Genomic DNA, 22,096 nt, shown 5'->3' with positions numbered 1-22,096 from the left:
AGGCAAGTTCCGCCGTCACCTCAGTCTTGCGGCGGCACCAGTACCGTGCGGTTGCCGTTGCTTTCCATCGCACTGACCAGGCCCGCGGCCTCCATGCTTTCGATCAGTCGCGCGGCCCGGTTGTAGCCGATCCGCAATTGTCGCTGCACCGAAGAGATGGAGGCGCGGCGGTTCTTCACCACGAAGGCGACCGCCTCGTCGTACAGCGGATCGGCTTCCTCACCACCTTCTCCGCCCGAGAGCGCCAGGCCGCCTGCGCCCGCTTCCGCCTCGAACCCCCCATTGAGGATGCCCTCGACGTAGTCGGGCTCGCCGAACTGCTTCAGGTGCTCCACCACGCGGTGCACTTCGTCGTCGGCGCAGAAGGCACCATGCACCCGCTGCGGGTAACCGGTGCCCGGCGGCAGGAACAGCATGTCGCCCTGGCCCAGCAGTGCCTCGGCGCCCATCTGGTCGAGGATGGTGCGGCTGTCCACCTTGCTGGACACCTGGAATGCGATCCGGGTAGGGATGTTGGCCTTGATCAGGCCGGTGATCACATCGACCGACGGCCGCTGCGTCGCCAGGATCAAATGAATGCCGGCCGCGCGGGCCTTCTGCGCCAGACGGGCGATCAGCTCCTCGATCTTCTTGCCGGCCACCATCATCAGGTCGGCGAACTCGTCGACCACCACCACGATGAAGGGCAGGTGGCTCAAGGGTTCCGGATCGTCTGGGGTCAGGCTGAACGGATTGGTGAGCTTTTGCCCGGCCTTCTCCGCATCCTTCACCTTCTGGTTGAAGCCGGCGAGGTTGCGTACGCCCATCGCGCTCATCAGCCGGTAGCGCTTCTCCATCTCCGCCACGCACCAGTTGAGCGCATTGGCAGCCAGCTTCATGTCGGTGACCACCGGCGCCAGCAGATGCGGGATACCGTCGTAGACCGAGAGCTCCAGCATCTTCGGATCGACCATGATGAAGCGCACGTCCTCGGGGCTGGCCTTGTAGAGCAGCGACAGGATCATGGCGTTGACCCCGACCGACTTGCCCGAGCCGGTGGTGCCGGCCACCAGCATGTGCGGTGCCTTGGCCAGATCGGTGATGATCGGCTTGCCGGTGATGTCCTTGCCCAGCGCCATGGTGAGTTTGGAAGCGCTGTCGGTGAACTCGGGTGCTGCCAGGATCTCGGAGAGCCGGATCATCTGCCGGGTGGGATTGGGCAGTTCCATGCCCATGCAGGTCTTGCCGGGGATGGTCTCGACCACGCGAATGGAGACGAGGCCCAGCGCACGGGCCAGGTCCTTCATCAGGTTCACCACCTGGGCGCCGCGCACGCCGACGGCGGGTTCGATCTCGTAGCGGGTGATCACCGGGCCGGCATAGGCGTCGAGCACGCGCACCTTCACCTTGAACTCGGCCAGCCGCTCCTCGATCAGGATGCCGCGCTCGATCAACTCTTCGTCGGACATGGCGATGAGCTGAGGGGAGGGCGGTGTCAGCAGCGCCACGCCGGGCAGCATGCCTTCGTCGTAGTGGCGCGGTTCGGTGCGGGGCGCAGGGGCAGGTGCCACCGCCCGGCGGGCGATCAGATCGGCGGCCCACGCTGCGGGTGCCGCAGCCTCTTCCGTCCAGGGTTGTGCGGGTGCGATGGGCTCTGGCGCAGCATCGAGCCAGGGTGCGCCGGGCAACGCCGGCATCGCGGTTTCAGCCGTAGGTTCGGCCCACGGCACAACGACGGGTACCTCGGCTGCCTCGATCACATCGATCTCGGCGGGGACGGGCGCCATGGCGCGTTGCATGGTCGATATGGTTTCCAGGCTGGGCCAGGCAAGAGCGGGCTTTTGCTCCGGCTCTGCTAGCGGCGTGGCCGGCGTTGGCGTTGGCGGTAGCTCGATGGTCAGCTCAGCTGCCAGCACGGCCGGGGGCGGCTCGACCGCCAGCGGCAACGGCAGTGGCGCATGCAGTGGTCGCGCGATGGGCTCGACGGTGATCGGCGCTGTTTCGAGCTGCGCTGACGCAACGATGAGCTCCAGTTGCGTACTTTGAGCAGATGCCAAGTTCGGGCGTGGCGCTGCCGGGCGAACCACGGTTCGACTGGCGGGGGCTACGGGTTTGGCGGCGGCGGAGCTAGGGGCCGGAGCGGGTGAGGCCAGGCGCTCGCCGTGGATTTCACGCAGGCGGGCACGGATTTCGGCTGGCTCGATCAGTGGCAGCGACGCTTGCTGTGGCTGAGCCGCCGGAGCCGGGCGGCTACGCGTGGCGCGCTGCAGGTTTTCCATCAGATGCGGCAATTCGATCCGCGGCAGCTCGCGGCGCGGTGTAGGCGCGCGCGACCATGCCGTAGGCGCCGATGGCTCCGGCAACGGTGCAATATCCCGCGCAACCGGTTCAACAACAGCGGCTTCTTCTGCCATCGGCGCAGGGCGGGGACGCGGTAACGGTGTGGCGATGTCATCGGCCATGTCGACAGGAGGCGCATCGTCGACAACGGGCGTGGCCCAGCGGGCAGCAAGGCGCTCCCGCCAGCCATGGCGGGAAGACCATGTCTGCTCCAGTGCCACGCCGGTCGTCTCGAACACGGCGGGCCAGCCCTGGCCGGCCCAGAGTGGCACCCCGATACCGATGCCAATGATCAATACGGCGATGCCGACACCCGCGCGTGGTGGTGTCGCACCGAGGCTGAGCCAGGCGCCCAGCAGTGGGCCGCCATGCAGCAGGTATTCACCCAGCGCGAGTCCGATGCCGAGCAGCAGCATCCCACCGTATTGCGGCACCGTGCCGCGCGGCGCGGGTTTGCTGTGCCAGGCCAGCCAAGCTCTCCGACCCAGCATGGCGATCACTAGCCAGGCAGCTTGGCCCAGCAAGGCGCGCAACGGCGCGGCGGGTCCGGGCACGGTCATTACCAGGGCGATGGCGGCCAGCAGGCCCCAGAGCAGGGCGCGGCGAAATGCATCTCGGGGAAGGGCAGACTGGAGCATGGCGGTACGTCGGCGGACCGGGCGGTCCTGGGTCGTGCAAAACATGGGCCGGACCATGTCGCCGGCCCGGCAGGAATCGCTGGCAGCTTACCACAGGCAACCGGTGCGCCGACGGCATCGGCCATTGTGGCGCACGGGCGGTTTTCGGCTTGACTTGCGCCGATGGCGGGCCGTTACTGGTGGACAGCCTGATTCCCTCCGGAGCACCGCATGAACACCCGAACCGAAACCGACACCATGGGCGCCATCGAGGTGCCGGCCGAGCGCTATTGGGGCGCACAGACGCAACGCTCGATCGAGAATTTCCCCATCGGCGTGGCACGCTTTCGCTGGCAGCGACCGATGATCCGTGCACTCGGCATTCTCAAGCGCGCTGCGGCAGAGGCCAATGCCGAGCTGGGCGAATTGCCCGAGGCGGTGGCGACGCTGATCGTTCGGGCGGCGGACGAGGTGATCGAAGGCCGGCTTGATGCCGAATTTCCGCTGGTGGTATTCCAGACCGGCTCGGGCACGCAATCGAACATGAACGCCAACGAGGTGATTGCCAACCGCGCCATCGAGCTGGCCGGCGGGCAGCGCGGCAGCAAGCAGCCGGTGCATCCCAACGACCATGTGAATCGCGGGCAAAGCTCGAACGACACCTTTCCCACCGCCATGCATATCGCGGTGGTGGAGCAAGTGGTGCATGGGCTGCTGCCGGCAGTGACGACGTTGCGCAATACGCTGGCCGACAAGGCCACGCGCTACGCCGGCGTGGTCAAGACCGGCCGCACCCACCTGCAGGACGCCACGCCGGTAACGGTGGGGCAGGAAATCGGCGCCTGGGTGGCCCAGCTCGATTTTGGTCTGGCGGCGGTGCGCCAGGCGCAGGAAGGCGTGCTGCAGCTTGCCATCGGCGGCACCGCGGTCGGCACCGGGCTCAACGCGCATCCGGAGTTCGGCGCCCGCTGCGCTGCGCGGATTGCGGCGCTGACTGGCGAGGCCTTCGTCGACGCACCGGACAAGTTCTTCGCGCTGTCGGCGCACGATGCGCTGGTGCAGACCTCGGCCGCGCTGCGCACGCTGGCCGGCGGGCTGTTCAAGCTCGCCAACGACGTACGCTGGCTGGCGAGCGGCCCGCGCTGCGGCATCGGCGAGTACACCATCCCGGAGAACGAGCCGGGATCGTCCATCATGCCGGGCAAGGTCAATCCCACCCAGTGCGAGGCGCTGACCATGGTCTGCGCCCAGGTGTTCGGCAACGATGCCACGGTGGCGTTCGCCGGCAGCCAGGGCAATTTCCAGCTCAATGTGTACAAGCCGGTGATGGTGCACAACGTGCTGGAGAGCATTGCACTGCTGGCCGATGCCTGCCTGGCGTTCGATACGCATTGTGCCCAGGGCCTTGCGCCCAACCTGCCGCGGATCGAGGCCAACCTCGCGCAGAACCTGATGCTGGTGACGGCGCTGAACCGCCATATCGGTTACGACCATGCGGCAGCGATTGCCAAGCACGCGCACAAGCAGGGGCTGACCTTGAAGCAGGCCGCGCTGGCATCCGGCCATGTCACGGCCGAGGAATACGATCGCTGGATCGTGCCGCTCGACATGACTCACCCCAGCGCGTGATGGCGTTGTTAGGAAGACGCTGGCCCGGTGCGTCGTCGCTGGCTGGCTTTCCCTGCCTGCGGGCTGCTGGCTACAATCGGGCCACCTCTTCAACGCGGCGTTCGCGCCGCCCTGCCGGAAGTCTGCATGTCCCGCCTGCGCAATTCGCTGTTCCTGCTTGCCCTGCTTGCCCCCTTGTCCCACGCTGATGAAACGCTGCTGGCCCGCCCCGAGGTGACGCAATACCTCGATGAAGTGGCCATTGCCCAGCAGTTCGATCGGGCCGAGCTCGATGCGCTGTTCGCCCGTGTGACACCGCAGCCGCAGATCCTCGAATACTTCGACAAACCGGGCACCAGCAAGCCGTGGTACCAGTTCCGCGGCAACTTCCTGGTGAAATCGCGCATCGAAGGCGGCGCCCGCTTCATGCGGCGCTATCAGGAGCAGCTCGATGCGGTGTACCAGCGCTACGGTGTGCCGCAGGAAGTGATTACCGCCATCGTCGGCATCGAGACCAACTACGGCCGTAGCACCGGCAACTACCGCGTGCTGGACGTGCTGACCACCATGGCCTTCGACTACCCGCGCCGCGCCGATTTCTTCCGCAAGGAGCTGACCGAATTCCTGGTGCTGGCGCGCGAGGAACGGGAAGACCCGCTGTCGTTCACTGGCTCCTATGCCGGGGCGATGGGCTGGCCGCAGTTCATGCCATCGAGCTACCGGCAATGGGCGGTGGATTGGAATGGCGATGCGCATCGCGACATCTGGGGCACCGCCGACGACGTGGTCGCGAGCGTTGCCCACTACCTTGCCGAGCACGGCTGGCAGCGTCATGGCCCGGACATCACTGCGGTCAATGTGGCGCCGGATCACCAGCTCGCAGATATCATGGCGCAGCCGTTCGACCTCACCCGCAGTGCCGGCGATTTGATGACGCTCGGCGTGCAGCCGATCACCGAGCTCGACTCAGCTGCACCTGCGGTGGTGTTCACATTGGAAACCGAGCCCGGCGTCGAGCGCTATTACTTGGGCTTCAGCAACTTCTACGCGATCACCCGCTACAACCGCAGCAAGCACTACGCAACGGCGGTGGTGGAGCTCGCCCAAGCGATCCGCCAAGCCTATACCGACGAGGTGGATCTGAAGCCGGCGCCGGTTGCCAAGGCCAAACGCAAGCGCTGAGGCCTGAACGCGCCGCAGGGCGCGCGCTACAATCCGCTTCATGGATTTCATACATTCGCATCAAAATCCGTTGTTCAAACAACTGCACAAGCTGGCGACGTTGCGGCGCGAGCGGCTAAAGAGCAGGCAGACGCTGCTCGATGGCCCGCACCTACTGGCGAGTGCGCTTGATGCTGGCTGGTCGATCGAGCGTTTGGTCGTGACCGAGGCTGGCTTTGCCAATCCGGAGATCGTTGCGCTGCGCGCCCGCACGCCGGCACCGTTGAATGTGCTGAGCGACGAGCTCTATACCGCGCTTTCCGAGTTGCCCAGCCCCAGCGGGGTGCTGGCAATGGTCAGCATTCCCGAACCGAAATCGGTGCGGCAGGATGGCCTGTGCCTGCTGCTCGATGGCGTGCAGGATCCCGGTAACGTTGGCGCCATTCTGCGTACGGCGGCAGCAGCGGGTGTGCAACAGGTATTGTTGTCTCCGGGCTGCGCCGACATCTGGTCACCCAAGGTGCTGCGTGCCGGGATGGGCGCGCAATTCGTACTCGATCTGGTCGAGCGGGCCGATTTGCTGGCGTTTGCGGACCGCTTCGAGGGGCGCATCGCTGCGACCTTGCTCGACGGCGCCGTCGATCTGTACGCCGCCGATCTCTCCGGTCCGTTGGCGCTGGTCGTTGGAGCGGAAGGCTCTGGCGTCAGTGACGAGCTCGCCGCACGTGCCGGCCTGCGGCTGCGCATTCCGATGGTGACGGGGATCGAATCGCTCAACGTTGGCGCTGCTGCCGCGATCTGCCTCTATGAGCGGGTGCGCCAGGCCGGCCTGGGGGCGGCGGTATAATGGACGCATCAAGGAACGGAGTGCGGCCATGATCAAGGATGGCGTTTATTTCGATGCCCGGCTGCCACATCAATGGCTGGCCGAAGCGCGCCAGAGTGCCTTTGAGGCGGCGCGCTTTCTGCATGTGCTTGCCGCGATGGAGCACCCGGTGGCTGACGAGCCAGGAGAGCACGAGGCCAAGCTCGACCTGCAGCTGGTGTGGCTGGCGCGCCTGATCACGCCGCAACTGCCGCCTGCCGTGCCGATGCGCATCGGTATCGAGCACGTGGTGTGGGGACAGGAAAGCCCGTTGATCGCCGGTGAACACGGCTGGCTTGGCTTCAGCCCTAGCGCCACGCTGCCTTATTTATTAACGCTGCCTGCCCATGTGGTGGCGTGTGAGCCGGTCGGACGCGGCCACCGTATCACCGCGCACTGGCTGATCCACGATGATTTACTGAAAGAGGCATTCGAGCGCATGGTTTTCCGACATCACCGCGAGCAGATCCGCCGCGAACGCGAGGCGGCCACATGAACTGGCTGGCTCAGATGGTGCCCGCAGCGTGGGCCGATCCGGCGGTGGTGCTGCAACCGTCGTTCGACAAATTGGCCGATTTCCTCGCTGCGGAGCTCGATGCCGGCGTTACCCTCTATCCACGCAAGGGCGCGTGGTTCGCGGCGCTGGAGGCGGTGCCGCCTGCCGCAGTAAAGGTGGTGCTTCTGGGGCAGGACCCATATCACGGGCCGGGCGAGGCTCATGGCTATGCCTTTTCCGTGCCTCGTGGTGTAAAGGTGCCGCCCAGCCTGCGCAATATCTGGCAGGAGCTGGCGCGTGATCTGGGTCTGACGCCGCCGCAACACGGCAATCTGCAGCATTGGGCCGAGCAGGGCGTGCTGCTGCTCAACAGCACGCTCACTGTAGAAGCCGATTGCGCCGCCTCGCACGCCAAGCGGGGCTGGGCGCCGTTCACCGATGCGCTGGTGGCCAGGTTGTCGAACGATTTCGACCATCTCGTGTTCATGCTCTGGGGCGCGCATGCGCAGAAGAAGGGCGCACTGATCGACCGCACGCACCATTGCGTGCTCGAGTCGCCGCACCCGTCGCCGCTGTCGGCGCATCGTGGCTTCATCGGCAATGGGCACTTCTCTGCTGCCAACCAGTACCTGCAATCGGTCGGCAAGGCACCGATCGACTGGGAAATCCGTTGATGCTGCTGACGTTCGATATCGGGGGAACCCAGGTCAAGTATGGGTTGGTGAACGAAGCGGGCGACGTGCTGCTGGCGCACAGCATGGCCACCGCTGGCGCTGCCGGTGCGGAAGCCGTATTGGCACGCATCGAAGCAGTGGCAACCGAGTTGATCGCTACGCATGCGCCGCACGGCATCGCGCTGTCCACGCTGGGGCTGGTATCACCGCACGATGGCACCGTGCTTGCCGCTGCCGAAGCGATCCCGGGCTATATCGGCATTTCGCCGAAGATACGACTGGAACAGGCCTGTCGCCTGCCTGTCACCGTCGAGAACGACGTCAATTGTGTTGCGCTGGCGGAAGGGTGGCGCGGTGCGGCGCAGGGCGTTGCCCACTATCTGGCGATCGCCATCGGCACTGGTATCGGCGGCGGCATCGTGATCGATGGCCGGCTGTATCGCGGCCATCGTGCCGCGGCCGGCGAGTGGGGCTATATGCGCATCGACGGCAAGCTGTGGGAGGACCACGCCTCGATGCGCGGGCTGGTCAGTGCCGCGATTGCTGCCACTGGCGATGCAGCCTGGGATGGTCGCAGCGTGTTCGCCGGTTACGATGCCGGGGATGCGCGACTGGTGCCGGTGGTCAGCGATTGGCTGTCGCTGCTGGCAACCGGCATCGCCAACCTGATCTATGCGTTCAATCCCGAGCGCGTCGTGCTGGGAGGCGGCATCACCGGGCGCGGTCCGCGCTTTCTTGCCGAGATCAGCGCAACGCTGGATGAGATCCTGATGCCTGAGTTTCGCGGCATGAGCGGTGTGGTGCTGGCCAGTGCCGGCAACCACGCTGGCATGATTGGCGCGGCGCGCAACTGGTATCTGACGCATCAGCCGGTTTGATTCCACGCAAGCCGAAGTGCAGCCAAGTCTGGCGTCGGGCGGGGGCGAATGGTAATTTGCTGATATTGTCTTAAGTCCAGTTGGCGATCCCGCCCATTGGCGACACGACGATAATCGCCCCACTTCTCGATCTATCCGGATTGCTTCATGTCCCGCCTGCTGCTCAATCACCTCGGTTTCGAACCTGCCTCCCGCAAGCGCGCCATCCTTGAGGCGCCGGCCGATTTTGCCGATACGGCCTACACCATTTACGACCAGCGCACGCGAGAGGCGCTGCATCGGGGCACTTTCCAGGCGGTGGGCACCGTGGCCGGGTGGGGCAAGGCACAGGGCGCGCTCAAGCATTACTGGCTGGCCGATTTCTCTGCGTTGGATACCGAGGGCGAATACTTCCTCGCACTCGATGCCGTGCAGCCACCACTGGTGTCGCACACTTTTGCTATCCGCCGCCGCTTGCTCGGTGAGCATCTCGTTTCCGACATCGTCCACTACATCAAGGGCCAGCGTTGTACCGGCCTGTTTGATCTGGCCGACCATGCGCGGCCCAAGTTCGGCTCGGATGAGTACCGCGATGTGCACGGTGGCTGGTACGACGCTTCCGGCGATGTGTCGAAATACCTGTCGCACCTGTCCTACGCGCAGTACATGAATCCACAGCAGACACCCATCGCCGTCTGGAGCCTGATCGAAAGCCTGGCCCAGTTGCCGCAGCGCCCGGAATGGATTGCCGAGCGCGTGGACGAACCTGAAAAGCTGGACGAGGCGATGGTCTTTCACAGCAAGTGGTTCAACGAGCGCTTTGTCGACGAGGCCTTGCATGGTGCCGACTTCCTGATGCGGCTGCAGGATTCGGCCGGTTATTTCTACATGACGGTGTTCGATCGCTGGAGCAAGGATGAAAACCAGCGCGATATCTGCGAATACCGGTTGGGCGGCGAGAAGTTCTCCAGCTACCAGGCTGCCTACCGCCAGGGCGCTGGCGTTACCATCGCCGCCTTGGCGCGCGCCTCGCAATTGCCGCGGGATGGCGAAGGCTTCCATCGGGCAGACTACCTGGCCGCCGCGGCCAAAGGCTTTGCCCATCTGGAGGCGCACAACCTCGAGTATCTGGAAGACGGCACCGAAAACATCATCGACGACTATTGTGCGCTGCTCGCTGCCGTCGAGTTGCTGGCAATCACTGGCGAGGCCAGCTACGCCGACGCTGCGGCACGGCGGGTGCTCAAGCTTTTGGCGCGGCAAAGCGACGAGGGTTGGTTCAAGGCGGACAGTGCTGGCGAGCGCAGCTATTTCCATGCCGCGGAAGCGGGCTTGCCGCTGGTCGCGCTGATGCGCTTCATCGAAGTGGCGCCGGACAATCCGCTGGTGGGCCGCGTGCGCGCAGCGCTGCGCCTGGCCTTCAACTACGAGATCACCATCCGCGATGCGGTGAGCAACCCGTTCGGCTATCCGCGCCAGTATGTGAAGCAGTTCGGCAAGCCCGGCAAGGTGCAGTTCTTCATCCCGCATGACAACGAAACCCAATACTGGTGGCAGGGCGAGAACGCCCGGTTGGGCTCGATCGCCAGCGCCTACCAACGCGGTGCAGTCCTATTCGCGGGCGAGCCGGAGTTCGCGACGCGGCTGCAGCAGCACGCGCAATATGCGCTCGATTGGCTGTTGGGTGCCAACCCGTACGACGTGTGCATGCTGCAGGGCTGGGGCCGCAACAATCCACGCTATGAACCCGGTTTCTTCAATGCCCCTGGCGGCGTGTGCAATGGCATCACCGGCGGATTCGATGACGACCAAGACATCGATTACCACCGTACCGAAGAGGTCACCATGGCCAACAGCTGGCGCTGGACCGAGCAATGGATGCCACATGGCGCCTGGCTGCTGCTAGCGCTATGCACGCGCTTGGGGCATGCCGGCTGATCCCATCGTTTGGGCGTGCGAGCGGATCGAAGCTTGGGGTTTCGATCCCTCGACCGCTGCCGAGGCCGATCGAACGGTGATGGTGATCGTGACCGCCCAAGGCCTGATCGACAACGGTGGCTTTGCGTATCTAGTTTGATCCGGGCTTCGCAGTGGGGCCTGATTGGTGCTGGTTTGTTGCGGCCTATCGTGCCATTGGCGCATTGGAGATGGCGCAGGCTTGCGCCGAGGCTATCGAGCTCTGGCGCCAAATCGGGGATACTGCCGACTTTGGCGCACTCGATGCCGTGGCATGGCAGCATTCGGCAGCAAATTACGCGCTGCTGGCGGCCTGGATCGAGACGCACCGCTGCGGGCTTTAAGGACACTTCCATGACCATCATAGTCACCGGCGCAGCCGGCTTTATCGGTTCCAATCTCGTCAAGGCGCTCAACGCGCGTGGCGAAACCGACATCATCGCGGTCGACAATCTCAAGCGCGGCGACAAGTTCCGCAATCTGGTCGATTGCCAGATCGCGCACTACCTCGACAAGCAAGACTTCATCGAAGAGCTGGCCGCCGGCAGCTTCGACGGCGAAGTCAGCGCCATCCTGCACCAGGGCGCCTGCTCCGACACCATGGAGCACGACGGCCGCTACATGATGGACAACAACTACCAGTACACGCTCAACCTGTTCGAATGGTGCCAGGCCGAGGAGGTGCAGTTCCTCTACGCATCGAGCGCCGCGACCTATGGTGCCGGCACGAATGGTTTCTACGAGGATCCGGATTGCGAAGCGCCGCTGAATGTCTACGGCTATTCCAAGCTGCTGTTCGATCAGGTGCTGCGCCGGCGCATCGAGGAAGAGCGCATCACGGCGCAAGTGGCGGGCTTTCGCTACTTCAACGTCTATGGCTCGCGCGAATGGCACAAGGAGCGCATGGCTTCGGTGGCCTTCCATAATTTCAACCAGTACCGTGCCACCGGCAAGGTGAAGCTATTCGGCGAATACGGTGGCTACGGCCCTGGCAGCCACACCCGCGACTTCGTTTCGGTGGAGGATGTGGTCAAGGTCAATCTGTGGTTCCTCGACAATCCGGAAGTCTGTGGCATCTACAACGTGGGCACCGGCCGCGCCCAACCGTTCAACGACGTCGCCACCACCGTGGTCAACAGCTGCCGTGCTGCAGATGGGCTAGCGCCGTTGTCCCGCGAGGAGATGATTGCGCAAGGTCTGCTGGAGTACATCGATTTCCCGGATGCGCTGAAGGGCAAGTACCAGAGCTTCACCGAGGCGGACCTCACGTTGCTGCGCGAAGCGGGCTACGACGAAGCTTTCCTCACGGTGGAAGAGGGTGTGCAGCGCTATGTGCAGCAACTGCTGCAGCGGTAGAACCAATCAAGGTGCGGCAAAAATATGACAATGCGCTTTTCTGTTGTGGCTGGTGGTTTACTTGCGCATTAACATGAGTGCGCTAACGTATAACAGTTGCAAAAACTGACCCAAGGGAAACTATGAAGCGCACTTTTCTTGCTGTTGCATTGTCTGCACTGATGCTCACGCCGTGGGCGATGGCTGATGAAAACCTGTTCCTGTTCGAGAAGACCGACAAGGTTCGGGTCGAAATCGTTGCCATCGATGCCGCCAACCGCATCGTCACGCTGCGCTTGCCGGATGGCGAACTGACCGATCTCGCCGTTTCGTCGGTGGTGCGTAACTTCGAACAGCTGAAGCCGGGTGATGTGGCGGCCGTGCAGGTCGAGCGCGCACTCGCCTTCGATCTGGTGAAGGGGGGCGCTGGCCTGCCGCAGGTCAGCAGTGAAGAAGGCGCCGGCCGTACCGAAGCCGGCGACAAGCCAGGCGCCACCTGGGAGCGGACCGAGCTTGTCAGTGCCGATGTGGTGGCTGTCGACAAGGCCAAGGGCCTCGTCAAGCTGAAGGGCCCGCAAGGTCGCGTGCAGGAAGTGGAAGTACGTGATCGTTCCCGTCTTGAGAACGTGGCCGTTGGCGATCAGGTTCAGGTACGCTACAAGCGTGCGCTGGCCATGTGGATCGAGCTGCCGGTTGCGCAGTAATCGGTTCTGATCAAAAAAACGCCGGCACTGCCGGCGTTTTTTGTTGTCATTGAATTGAAGGCTTTCCGTCATATCGTATCCGGCTCTTCCTGCCTGGAGCCTGCTGTGCTGACCCGTTTGCTGCCCTTTATGTTGATGACCGTTGCTGCACATGCCACCCCATTCGAACTGGTCGATACCGATCACGCTGCCGTCAGCGCGGTCGAGCGCTATGCCTTGCAGATCAATGCCAAGGACAATGTGCCGTACGCCGGTCGCAACGCGAGTCAGTTCCCTCAGGGCTTTCCGCTCGCTCCCGGTTCCGGCATCACGCTCAAGCAGGTGGAAAAGGACGGCTCCCTGACATTCTGGTCACTGACCGACCGCGGCCCGAACGGCGATTCGCCGAGCCTGAAACAGGGCGATGACAAGGTGCCGACCAAGGTATTCGCTGCACCTGGCTATGTGCCGCAGCTGGTGCAGATCCGGGTGCAGTTGGCCGAAGCCGCGACTGTCACCGGCCGCCTGCCGCTATCGCGCGATGGCAAGCCGATGTCCGGCCTGCCGCTGAAGCCGGGCAATACGGGCTCGACGGGCGAAGTCGCATTGACCGATGCACTGCAGCCCACGCTGGGTTACAGCGAACGCGGCGTTGATCCCGAAGGCGTGGCGCAGGACAAGGATGGCAACCTGTGGCTGGCCGACGAGTATGGGCCGTTCCTGCTTCACGTCGACAGCAAGAGCGGGGCCATCCTGCGCCAGCTGGCGCCCGGCGCAGGCCTGCCCGAGGTGCTGAAGTTCCGCCAGCCCAACCGGGGGTTCGAAGGTGTGGCGGTTGCTCCCTCCGGCAAGGTCTATGCGGCGGTGCAGTCCACGCTCGATATTGATGGCAAGAGCAAGAACAAGGCGGGCTTCACCCGCATCGTCGAGTTCGATCCCCAGACCGGCGCAACGCGGATGCTGGGCTACCCGATCGATACCAGTTACAAGAAGCCGGGCGATGCCAAGATCGGCGATCTGGTCGCCATCGACGACACCCATCTGCTGACCATCGAGCAGGGCAAGGGGGCGGACAAGGTGATGCGCAACATCGTTTACATCATCGATCTTGCGGCGGCCGAGGATCTGGCTGGCAAGAAGACCGCGGACGGCAAGGAGCTGGAATTTGCCAGTGCCGATGAACTCGCCAAGGTGAAGCTGGCCGGCAAGACCCGGGTGCTGGACCTGCGCGAGCTGGGCTGGCCACACGAAAAGGCGGAAGGGCTGGCGCTGTTCGATGGCGGGATCGCGGTGACCAACGACAACGACTTCGGCCTCAAGGCCAGCCTGGAAAGCGGTGACGTGGACGACGCCCAGATCGTCGACGGCAAGCTGGTGGGCGGTAGCGGCTATCAGATCAAGCCCAGCCAGGAGGCGAGCGAGCTGTGGCTGATCCATCTCAAGCAGCCGCTCAAGCAGTACTACGCCAAGTAGGCTTTACCCGCCGGCCTTGTTCTCGCTGCCTGGTCACGCGTTGCCGCCGCACGGATTGAACTCCAGTGACGGCGGCGCGCCTTCGCCGTGCCGCAGATGGTGGCGGCGGCGAAATGCGGCGGGCGACACACCGCGTTGCCGGGCGAACTGGCGATAAAACAGGCTGGGGCTGGCATAGCCGCTCTGTGCCGCCACGATCTCCACCGGCAATTCGCTGGTGATCAGCAGATTGCACGCATGACCGAGCCGCAGCTGCTGCACGATGTCGGTGACACTGGTATCGAGCGCGCCATGCAGCAGCCGTTTCAGCGTTGCCGGGCTGGTATGCGCGGCTGCAGCGACATCGGCCAGCGTGGTTGCCTCGCGATAATGCTGCTGCAGATATTCGAGCGCAGCCTTCACCCGGCCATCCTCGCTGATGTTGCCGCTGCGGCCATCGATCCGCCGCGCCACATCATCGTTCATCAGCAACTCGAATAACTGCAGCAACAGCGATAGCCGTGCCACACCGCGTGCCGCGTGCAATCGATCGAACAACGGCTGGGCCACTGCGGCGCATGCAGCGCTGAAGACGATGCCGCCGCGTGCATTGGCCAGCCAGGTTGCCAGTGATACAAGCTCGGGTAGCCCGCCCTCGCCGAGCGTGCGCAGCCATTCCTCGCGGAAGTACACCACCTGCACCTGCTGCAGGCCGCCATCGTCGCGCCGCACCGCTTGCCAGGTGTGCGGCTGGCTGGGGCCCACCAGCACCAGGTCCAGCTCGCCGAACGGCGCCACGTCGTCGCCGACATAACGCATGCCGCGGGCGTGGCGGGTAAAGGTGAGCTCGAACTCGGGATGGTGATGCCAGAGAAAAGGCACCTGTTCGGCTTCGAGATACAGGTAGTGCCACGCCTGGCCGAAGGTCTGGCCTACGAGTTCACGCGTCAGCATGGCTCAAATCCTCTATCTGCAATGAGCCGATTGTAGAGAAATTCGCGCCAAGTCTGCATGGTTGGCCTGCTTGATCGGCGTAACGTCACGGCATCAACCCAAGAAGAAGGACTGCTTGCCATGCCTGCCCATTCCGCCGCTGCCTTGTTGTTCGACATGGATGGCACGCTGATCGATTCCCATGTGGCCGTCGAATCGATCTGGGCCATCTGGTGCGAACGCCATGGGCTCGATCTGCTGGAGGTGATTCGCGTCTGCCACGGCACCCGTACTGAGGATACGGTGCGCCTGATCGCACCGCATCTGGATACCGCCGCCGAGGTGGCTTGGCTGGAGGCGCTTGAGGCCGAGGTGGTCGATGGCCAGGTGGCCTTGCCCGGCTCGCTGCCATTGCTGCAGGCGCTGCCGGCCAGTCGCTGGGCGGTGGCGACCTCCGCCTGCGATGCCGTGGCGCGAATGCGTTTTGATCACTGTGGCCTGCCGTTGCCGCAGGTGCTGGTCACCGCCGAACTGGTCGAGCACGGCAAGCCGGCGCCCGATCCGTATCTGCTGGCAGCCCAGCGCTTGGGCGTGGCGGTGCGAGATTGCATCGTGTTCGAGGACGCTGCGGCCGGGCTCGCCTCCGCGCTGGCCGCCGGTTGCCGCGTGGTGTTGGTCGGCAACCATGTGCCGGCGCAGGAAGGCGTGATTGCCCGCATCGCAGACTACAGCGCGGTGCGCTGGGATGAAGCGACCGGCATGTTGCTGCTGCCGGACGATACCCCTGCAATCGCGGCGTAATGGAACCGGCCGACTCAGACGAAGCGGGTATAATCGGCCATCCTTTCAGAAGCCAAACGCATGTATCACTACCTCGAAGACTTCGTCGGCAACACCCCCCTCGTCCGCCTCAAGCGCCTGCCGGGCGATACGTCCAATGTGGTGCTGGTGAAGCTCGAGGGCAACAACCCCGCCGGCTCGGTCAAGGATAGGCCCGCCCTGTCGATGATTCGGCACGCCGAGGCACGGGGCACCATCAAGCCGGGCGACACACTGATCGAGGCTACCAGCGGCAACACAGGCATCGCGCTGGCAATGGCTGCGGCGATGATGGGCTATCGCATGGTGTTGATCATGCCGCGCAACTCCAGTCTGGAACGGGTGCAGACGATGAAGGCCTTCGGCGCCGACGTGATCCTGGTCGAGGGCATGGAAGTGGCACGCGACCTGGCCACCGCGATGGTGGCCGAGGGCAAGGGGTTGGTGCTCGACCAGTTCGCCAATCCGGACAATCCACTGGCGCACTATGAAGGGACCGGTCCGGAAATCTGGCGCGATACCGCGGGCAAGATCACCCACTTCGTCTCCAGCATGGGCACCACCGGCACCATCATGGGCACCGGCCGCTATCTGAAGGAAATGAACCCGGCGATCGAGATCGTCGGTGTGCAGCCCATGGATGGCGCGGCGATTCCGGGCATTCGCAAGTGGCCGGTCGAATACGTGCCGGCGATCTGCGATTTCTCCGAGATCGACCGCGTGATGGAAGTGGGTCAGCCCGAGGCCGAGGAGATGACTCGGCGGCTGGCGCGCGAGGAGGGTATCTTCGCCGGCATCTCGTCGGGCGGTGCGCTGGCCGCTGCGCTCAAGCTATCGAACGAGGTGGAGAATGCGGTGATTGTCTCCATCGTGTGCGATCGGGGCGATCGCTACCTGTCTACCGGAGTGTTCCCTGCATGAATGCTGCCGACCTTGTCGGCTATATCGCCGGCTTTTGTACCACGGTGTCCTTCCTGCCGCAGGTGATCCAGGTGTGGAAGACACGTTCCGTCGCCGACATCTCGCTCGGCATGTACAGCCTGTTCGTTTCCGGCATCGTGCTATGGCTGGCCTTCGGCATCGCCATCGGCTCGTGGCCGGTGATCGTGCCCAACCTCATCACGCTGCTGCTGGCCGGCTCGGTACTGGTGATGAAGCTGCGTTTTGGCATCAGGCAGGCGGCATGACGCCGGTCGATCTGCATTGCCACTCGAATGCCTCGGATGGCCTGCTGCCGCCGCGCGAGGTGACGCGCAAGGCGGCGGAACGTGGCTGCCAACTGTTCGCGCTGACCGATCATGACGACACGCGCGGGCTGGCCGAAGCCGCCGACGAGGCGGCGCTGCACGGCATGCGCTTCGTTTCCGGCGTCGAGATTTCGGTGAGTTGGGGCAAGCATACGCTGCACATCGTCGGGCTCGGCTTCGATCCGGCGCATCCTGCGTTGAAGGCGGGGCTCGCCGGCGTGCGCGCAGGGCGCGATGCGCGGGCTCAGGCGATGAGCGATTCGCTGGCGCGGGTCGGGCTGGAGAACGTGATCGCCGGCGCGCGCAAATACGCCGACAACCCGGAAATGATCAGCCGTACCCACTTTGCCCGCTACCTGGTCGAGATCGGTGCCGCCAAGGACACCAAGAGCGTGTTCAAGCGCTTTCTGGTGCGCGGCAAACCGGGCTTTGTCGATCACGAATGGGCACGGCTGCATGAGGCCATCGACTGGATACGCGACGCCGGTGGCGTGGCGGTGCTGGCGCACCCGGGGCGCTATGAAATGGGCAACGAGACGCTGCGCGTGCTGCTGACCGAATTCAAGCGACTGGGCGGTGAGGGGATCGAAGTGGTGTCCGGCTGCCATGGCGCTGCCGATGTTGGCCGTTTTAGCCGGCTGGCACAGGAATTCGAACTGCTGGCCTCGGTCGGTACCGATTACCACGCCACTGGCGAGGGCGCCCGCGAACCGGGCCTCAACGGCGACCTGCCGATCGGCTGCCAGCCGGTGTGGGCGCGCTGGCTGTCCTAGTTTGACCGTTCAACACACAGGAGCGCGCATGCGACCCAAGGTCACGCTGTATATCGCCACTTCGCTGGATGGCCATATCGCTGGTGTGGACGGCGGGCTGGACTGGCTGCCGCAGATCTCGCCGGAAGGTGAGGACTACGGCTACGCGGATTTCTACGCCGACGTCGATGCGCTGGTGATGGGCCGCACCACCTATACCCTGGCGCAGGGCTTCGGCGACTGGCCTTATGCCGGCAAGCCGGTCTACGTCTATACCCACCGCGAACTCGATGCCGTGCCAGCCGGCGTGACCGCCATCGCCGATGAGCCAGCGGCACTGCTGGCGCGGCTGCAGGCGGAAGGCGCCCGCCATGTATGGTTGGTTGGCGGCGCCAATGTCGTGCAGGACTGGATGGCCGCGGGCCTCGTCGACGCGCTGATCCTCACCGTGGTGCCGGTGCTGCTGGGTTCGGGCATCGCACTGTTCTCCGGCATAGATCCGCAGCGCCTGGTGCTGACCGATTGCAAGCGCTATCCCGACGGCCTGGTGCAGTTGCGATACACCTGCGGCTAGCCGCCGCTGGCGGGAAGCGGGCGGCAAATCGCGTTAAACTGTCGTCATGTCCCAATTCTTCTCCATCCACCCGGAAAACCCGCAGCCACGGCTGATCAAACAGGCCGTCGAGATCATCCGTAAGGGCGGGCTCGTGGTCTATCCGACCGACTCCTGTTACGCGCTCGGCTGCTGCCTCGACAACAAGGATGCGCTGGAGCGTATCCGTCGCATCCGTCAGCTCGACGACAAGCACCACTTCACGCTGGCTTGCCGCGACCTCTCCGAGCTCGGCACCTATGCGCGGGTCGACAATCAGCAGTTCCGTCGGCTGAAGGCCGCGACACCGGGCAGCTATACCTTCATCCTGCTCGCGACCAAGGAAGTGCCGCGCCGGGTATGGCACCCCAAGAAGCAAACCATCGGTCTGCGCGTGCCGGATCACCCGGTGGCGCTGGCGCTGCTGGAGGAGATGGGCTCGCCGATGCTGTCGAGCACGCTGTTGCTGCCGGGCGAGGATTATCCGCTCACCGACGCCTGGGAAATCCGCGAACGCCTGGAGCACGACGTCGAACTGGTGATCGAGGGCGGCTATTGCGGCATGGAGCCGACCACGGTGGTCGACCTCTCCAGCGACGCGCCGGAAATCCTGCGCCAGGGCAAGGGCAGCGCGGCGGTGTTCGGGTTGTGAGCCGCAGCGGGCACTTGTTGCCCCCCGTTCTGGTCGCAGTCAGGCCCGTCACTTTCGTTGAGTTCCCATGGAATCCCTGATCCAGCAGATCTGCATCTGGGCCTTGCCCGTGCTGTTCGCCATTACGCTGCACGAGGCCGCGCACGCCTTTGCCGCCAAGCATTTCGGTGATCCGACCGCTTTCCTGATGGGGCGGATGACACTCAATCCGCTCAAGCACGTCGATCCTTTGGGCACCGTGTTGGTCCCGTTGCTGTGCTTGCTGTTGCCGGGCGGTTTCCTGTTCGGCTGGGCCAAGCCGGTGCCGGTGCATTTCGGCGCGCTGCGCAAGCCACGTGAGCATGGCCGCTGGGTGGCTGCGGCAGGCCCGCTTGCCAATCTCGTGATGGCACTGGGCTGGCTGCTGTTGTTGCATTTGGCGCTCGCCACCCAGGGCAGCTATTTCTCGTTGCCGCTGAAGTTGATGGCCGAGGCAGGGATCATCATCAATGTGCTGTTGATGATCCTCAACCTGCTGCCCTTACCGCCGCTCGATGGCGGCCGCATCCTGGTGTTGAGCCTGCCGCCCCGGGTGGCGGCCAGCATCGCCCGCGTCGAACCCTATGGCATGATCATCCTGATCGTGCTCTTGGCAACCGGGGTACTGGGCGGCATCATGCAACCGTTGATGTTGCTGGTCTATCGCCTGTTCGGCCTCGACGTGTGATGCACACCTTGGCCCGCAGCCTGAAAGGGATGTGCCACCGATGCTGATCCGTCCTGCCACCCCCATCGATGCCCCCCAGATCCATGCCGTGACCAGTGCTGCCTTTGGCCGGGTCGAAGAGGCGGATCTGGTCGAGGCGCTGGTCGACGCCGGTCATACCGCGTTGTCGCTGGTCGCTTGCGATGCGGCTGGGGAGGTCTGCGGCCATGTGCTGTTCTCCCCGGTGCAGGCGCCAGGCGCTGAGGGCGCAGTGCAAGGGCTCGCACCGATTGCCGTCGCACCTCAGGTACAAGGGCGGGGCTTGGGCAGCGCCCTGGTCCGTGAGGCGCTGCGTGAGCTGCAGGCTGCCGGCACCGCTGCAGTGGTGGTGCTGGGCGATCCGGCCTACTACGGTCGTTTCGGTTTCGTGCCGGCCAGCGAATACGGGCTGACCTGTGCCTATGATGTGCCCGACGAATATTTCATGGCGCTGGAACTGGTGCCCGGCGCATTGGCGGGCGGCAACGGCGTGGTGCTGTATGCTCCCGAATTCGCCGCAGTCTGACTGGAGATTTCCTTGCGCAATGCCCTCGTTCCCGTCGCCCTGATCGTGATCGGTGCCGGCTGGCTGGTGAGCAGCCTCAACATCGCGCCGGCGGTGAGCTGGATCATTGTGCTTGGCCTCATCGTTGCTGGCGTGGCGGTGCTGCTGCTTGAGGGCACGCGCGGTCGCTCGCTGGTCACCGGCATGATGCTGATTTCCGGCGGCGTGGCGGTGTTTGTGCACCAGTTCTATGCAATGAGCTGGAGCGTGTTGCTGCCGCTGTTGATGATGTTGCTCGGCGTGCTGATGTTGCTGGCCCGGGTCGATGGCGTGCCGCGGCTCGAAAAAGCCGAACCGATACGCCTGCCGGGCCAGGACGACGAGGCACGATGAACGCCACGGTCGAGGCGGCGACGCTGGCCAGCCCGGTGCTGGCCCATGTGTTTGGCGAGCCGGTCAACGAGTTGCCCGCCGACCTCTATATTCCCCCCGATGCGCTACGGGTACTGCTCGAATCGTTCGAGGGTCCGCTCGATCTGCTGCTCTACCTGATCCGCAAGCAGAACATCGACATCCTCGATATCCCGATGGCGGCGGTTACTGCCCAGTACATGCAGTATGTGGACGCGATGCAGGTTTCGCGGCTGGAGCTCGCGGCCGAATACCTGCTGATGGCGGCGATGCTGATCGAGATCAAGTCGCGGCTGCTGCTGCCCAAGCCGGCAAGCACCGGTGATGGCGAAGAGCACGATCCGCGCGCCGAGCTGGTCCGCCGGCTGCTGGAATACGAGCAGATCAAGCTGGCCGCGTACCAGCTCGATCGCCTGCCGCAGGCAGGGCGCGATTTCCAGCTGGTGGCCGTGTTGTTCGAACGCGAGGCGGTGGTGGTGTTGCCACAAGTGAACCCTGCCGACCTGCGCGCGGCCTGGCATGCCATCCTCGCCCGTGCCAAGCGCCGCCAGCACCATACGGTGCAGCTGGAGGCGCTGTCAGTGCGCGAGCAGATGAGCCATATCCTGCGCCTGCTCGCCGGTGGTCGCTACCTGGAATTCCACCAGTTGTTCGATGCCGGGCGCGGCGTGCCGATGCTGGTGGTCACCTTTATCGCGGTGCTGGAGCTGGTGAAGGAAAAGCACATCGTCGTCAGCCAGGACGAAGGGTTCGTGCCGATCTATGTGCGTCTGGCGGGCAACGAAGTTGCACGGGTGGGCTCGCTGGTGGAGGAAGGGGCGTGAGCCTGCCGACCGAACACGCCATCGCCGAGGAGAAACTGAGCGACGCCGAGCGCCAGCACGCCAAGCGCGTGCTGGAGACCGCGCTGCTGGTCGCGCCCGAGCCGATGTCACTCACCACGCTCAAGCAGTTGTTTCCGGCACCGCCCGCCGCAGCGGTGCTCAATGCGCTGCTTGCCGATATCCAGCGTGACTGGGATGGGCGCGGTGTGGAGCTGGTGAAGCTGGCATCAGGCTGGCGTTTTCGCGCCCGGCTGGAAATGCAGCCCTACCTCGATCGACTGAACCCGGAAAAGCCACCGCGCTACTCGCGTGCGGTGATGGAAACACTGGCCATCATTGCCTATCGCCAACCGGTGACGCGCGGTGAGATCGAGGAAATCCGCGGCGTGACGGTGGCGAGCACCATCATTCAGGCGTTGAAGGATAGAGACTGGATCGAAGTGGTCGGCCACAAGGAAGTCCCGGGCCGCCCTGAGCTGCTGGCCACTACCCGCGCCTTCCTCGACGATCTCGGCCTGGCAACGCTTTCCGACCTGCCACCGCTCGCCGAACTAGGCAATCTGGTGTTGCCCGACGGTGCCAGCTGAGCATCCTGTGCCGGCAAAACCGACCCC

At 64.4% G+C, this 22,096-nt stretch carries 24 protein-coding genes; 22 read left to right on the top strand and 2 right to left on the bottom strand.

The window, feature by feature from the left end; all coding sequences use genetic code 11:
* Positions 1–20: 20 nt before the first annotated feature.
* Positions 21–2,957 (bottom strand): DNA translocase FtsK, encoded by a 2,937-nt coding sequence (locus tag FLM21_RS12180; protein ID WP_281284945.1) that lies wholly within the window; start codon positions 2,955–2,957, stop codon positions 21–23.
* Between the two features lie 210 nt (positions 2,958–3,167).
* Between FLM21_RS12180 and fumC the strand changes: the two genes are divergently transcribed.
* The 11 genes from fumC (at position 3,168) to FLM21_RS12130 (ending at position 14,044) form a co-directional block, all read left to right on the top strand.
* Positions 3,168–4,565: a class II fumarate hydratase gene (gene fumC / locus FLM21_RS12175; RefSeq protein WP_148715819.1), complete on the top strand. Its 1,398-nt coding sequence runs from the start codon at positions 3,168–3,170 to the stop codon at positions 4,563–4,565.
* 126 nt (positions 4,566–4,691) lie between these two features.
* Positions 4,692–5,726 carry a lytic murein transglycosylase B gene (mltB, locus tag FLM21_RS12170; protein WP_148715818.1) on the top strand — a complete coding sequence of 345 codons (1,035 nt, stop codon included), beginning with the start codon at positions 4,692–4,694 and terminating at the stop codon, positions 5,724–5,726.
* A gap of 40 nt (positions 5,727–5,766) precedes the next feature.
* The gene (locus FLM21_RS12165) at positions 5,767–6,552 is read left to right on the top strand and encodes a TrmH family RNA methyltransferase (protein ID WP_148715817.1); all 786 of its coding nucleotides are present in this window, start codon (positions 5,767–5,769) and stop codon (positions 6,550–6,552) included.
* 28 nt (positions 6,553–6,580) lie between these two features.
* Positions 6,581–7,066, top strand: coding sequence for a PilZ domain-containing protein (locus FLM21_RS12160; protein ID WP_187359882.1), 486 nt, complete (start codon positions 6,581–6,583; stop codon positions 7,064–7,066).
* Positions 7,063–7,740, top strand: a complete 678-nt coding sequence (gene ung, locus FLM21_RS12155; RefSeq protein WP_148715815.1) for a uracil-DNA glycosylase — start codon at positions 7,063–7,065, stop codon at positions 7,738–7,740. The genes FLM21_RS12160 and ung overlap by 4 nt, the downstream gene beginning before the upstream one ends.
* Positions 7,740–8,618, top strand: coding sequence for an ROK family protein (locus tag FLM21_RS12150; protein ID WP_148715814.1), 879 nt, complete (start codon positions 7,740–7,742; stop codon positions 8,616–8,618). The genes ung and FLM21_RS12150 overlap by 1 nt, the downstream gene beginning before the upstream one ends.
* 147 nt (positions 8,619–8,765) lie before the next feature.
* A complete protein-coding gene (locus tag FLM21_RS12145) occupies positions 8,766–10,535 on the top strand; it encodes a glycoside hydrolase family 9 protein (RefSeq protein WP_148715813.1) in 1,770 nt (589 codons plus the stop codon).
* Complete coding sequence (locus FLM21_RS20840) at positions 10,525–10,674, top strand: hypothetical protein (RefSeq protein WP_187359881.1); 150 nt, start codon at positions 10,525–10,527, stop codon at positions 10,672–10,674. The genes FLM21_RS12145 and FLM21_RS20840 overlap by 11 nt, the downstream gene beginning before the upstream one ends.
* A 233-nt stretch (positions 10,675–10,907) precedes the next feature.
* The gene (gene rfaD / locus FLM21_RS12140; RefSeq protein ID WP_148715812.1) at positions 10,908–11,909 is read left to right on the top strand and encodes an ADP-glyceromanno-heptose 6-epimerase; all 1,002 of its coding nucleotides are present in this window, start codon (positions 10,908–10,910) and stop codon (positions 11,907–11,909) included.
* Between the two features lie 122 nt (positions 11,910–12,031).
* Positions 12,032–12,592: a hypothetical protein gene (locus FLM21_RS12135; protein WP_148715811.1), complete on the top strand. Its 561-nt coding sequence runs from the start codon at positions 12,032–12,034 to the stop codon at positions 12,590–12,592.
* Between the two features lie 135 nt (positions 12,593–12,727).
* The gene (locus FLM21_RS12130; RefSeq protein WP_222846695.1) at positions 12,728–14,044 is read left to right on the top strand and encodes an esterase-like activity of phytase family protein; all 1,317 of its coding nucleotides are present in this window, start codon (positions 12,728–12,730) and stop codon (positions 14,042–14,044) included.
* A gap of 33 nt (positions 14,045–14,077) precedes the next feature.
* Here FLM21_RS12130 and FLM21_RS12125 read toward each other — a convergent pair whose 3' ends face one another.
* Entirely contained in the window at positions 14,078–14,977 is a 900-nt protein-coding gene (locus tag FLM21_RS12125; protein ID WP_148715810.1) for a helix-turn-helix domain-containing protein, read from the bottom strand.
* 120 nt (positions 14,978–15,097) lie between these two features.
* On the opposite strand from FLM21_RS12125, the gene FLM21_RS12120 reads away from it, so the two are divergent.
* The 11 genes from FLM21_RS12120 (at position 15,098) to scpB (ending at position 22,069) form a co-directional block, all read left to right on the top strand.
* Positions 15,098–15,757, top strand: coding sequence for an HAD-IA family hydrolase (locus FLM21_RS12120; RefSeq protein WP_148715809.1), 660 nt, complete (start codon positions 15,098–15,100; stop codon positions 15,755–15,757).
* 60 nt (positions 15,758–15,817) lie between these two features.
* Entirely contained in the window at positions 15,818–16,696 is an 879-nt protein-coding gene (cysM, locus tag FLM21_RS12115) for a cysteine synthase CysM (RefSeq protein ID WP_148715808.1), read from the top strand.
* Positions 16,693–16,962 carry a SemiSWEET transporter gene (locus tag FLM21_RS12110; RefSeq protein ID WP_148715807.1) on the top strand — a complete coding sequence of 90 codons (270 nt, stop codon included), beginning with the start codon at positions 16,693–16,695 and terminating at the stop codon, positions 16,960–16,962. Before cysM ends, FLM21_RS12110 begins: the two co-directional genes overlap by 4 nt.
* Complete coding sequence (locus FLM21_RS12105) at positions 16,959–17,795, top strand: 3',5'-nucleoside bisphosphate phosphatase (protein WP_148715806.1); 837 nt, start codon at positions 16,959–16,961, stop codon at positions 17,793–17,795. The genes FLM21_RS12110 and FLM21_RS12105 overlap by 4 nt, the downstream gene beginning before the upstream one ends.
* 28 nt (positions 17,796–17,823) lie before the next feature.
* Entirely contained in the window at positions 17,824–18,348 is a 525-nt protein-coding gene (locus FLM21_RS12100; protein ID WP_148715805.1) for a dihydrofolate reductase family protein, read from the top strand.
* A gap of 46 nt (positions 18,349–18,394) precedes the next feature.
* Positions 18,395–19,018 (top strand): L-threonylcarbamoyladenylate synthase, encoded by a 624-nt coding sequence (locus FLM21_RS12095; RefSeq protein WP_148715804.1) that lies wholly within the window; start codon positions 18,395–18,397, stop codon positions 19,016–19,018.
* 67 nt (positions 19,019–19,085) lie between these two features.
* Entirely contained in the window at positions 19,086–19,724 is a 639-nt protein-coding gene (locus FLM21_RS12090) for a site-2 protease family protein (protein WP_148715803.1), read from the top strand.
* A gap of 40 nt (positions 19,725–19,764) precedes the next feature.
* Positions 19,765–20,268, top strand: a complete 504-nt coding sequence (locus FLM21_RS12085) for a GNAT family N-acetyltransferase (protein ID WP_148715802.1) — start codon at positions 19,765–19,767, stop codon at positions 20,266–20,268.
* 12 nt (positions 20,269–20,280) lie between these two features.
* Positions 20,281–20,640 (top strand): hypothetical protein, encoded by a 360-nt coding sequence (locus FLM21_RS12080; protein ID WP_148715801.1) that lies wholly within the window; start codon positions 20,281–20,283, stop codon positions 20,638–20,640.
* Positions 20,637–21,482, top strand: a complete 846-nt coding sequence (locus FLM21_RS12075; RefSeq protein ID WP_148715800.1) for a segregation and condensation protein A — start codon at positions 20,637–20,639, stop codon at positions 21,480–21,482. The genes FLM21_RS12080 and FLM21_RS12075 overlap by 4 nt, the downstream gene beginning before the upstream one ends.
* Positions 21,479–22,069 carry an SMC-Scp complex subunit ScpB gene (gene scpB, locus FLM21_RS12070; protein WP_373281753.1) on the top strand — a complete coding sequence of 197 codons (591 nt, stop codon included), beginning with the start codon at positions 21,479–21,481 and terminating at the stop codon, positions 22,067–22,069. Before FLM21_RS12075 ends, scpB begins: the two co-directional genes overlap by 4 nt.
* Positions 22,070–22,096 lie beyond the last annotated feature (27 nt).

Source organism: Chitinolyticbacter meiyuanensis (assembly GCF_008033135.1).
Lineage (GTDB): Bacteria > Pseudomonadota > Gammaproteobacteria > Burkholderiales > Chitinibacteraceae > Chitinolyticbacter > Chitinolyticbacter meiyuanensis.
This window is presented reverse-complemented; position numbering and strand designations above follow the sequence as displayed.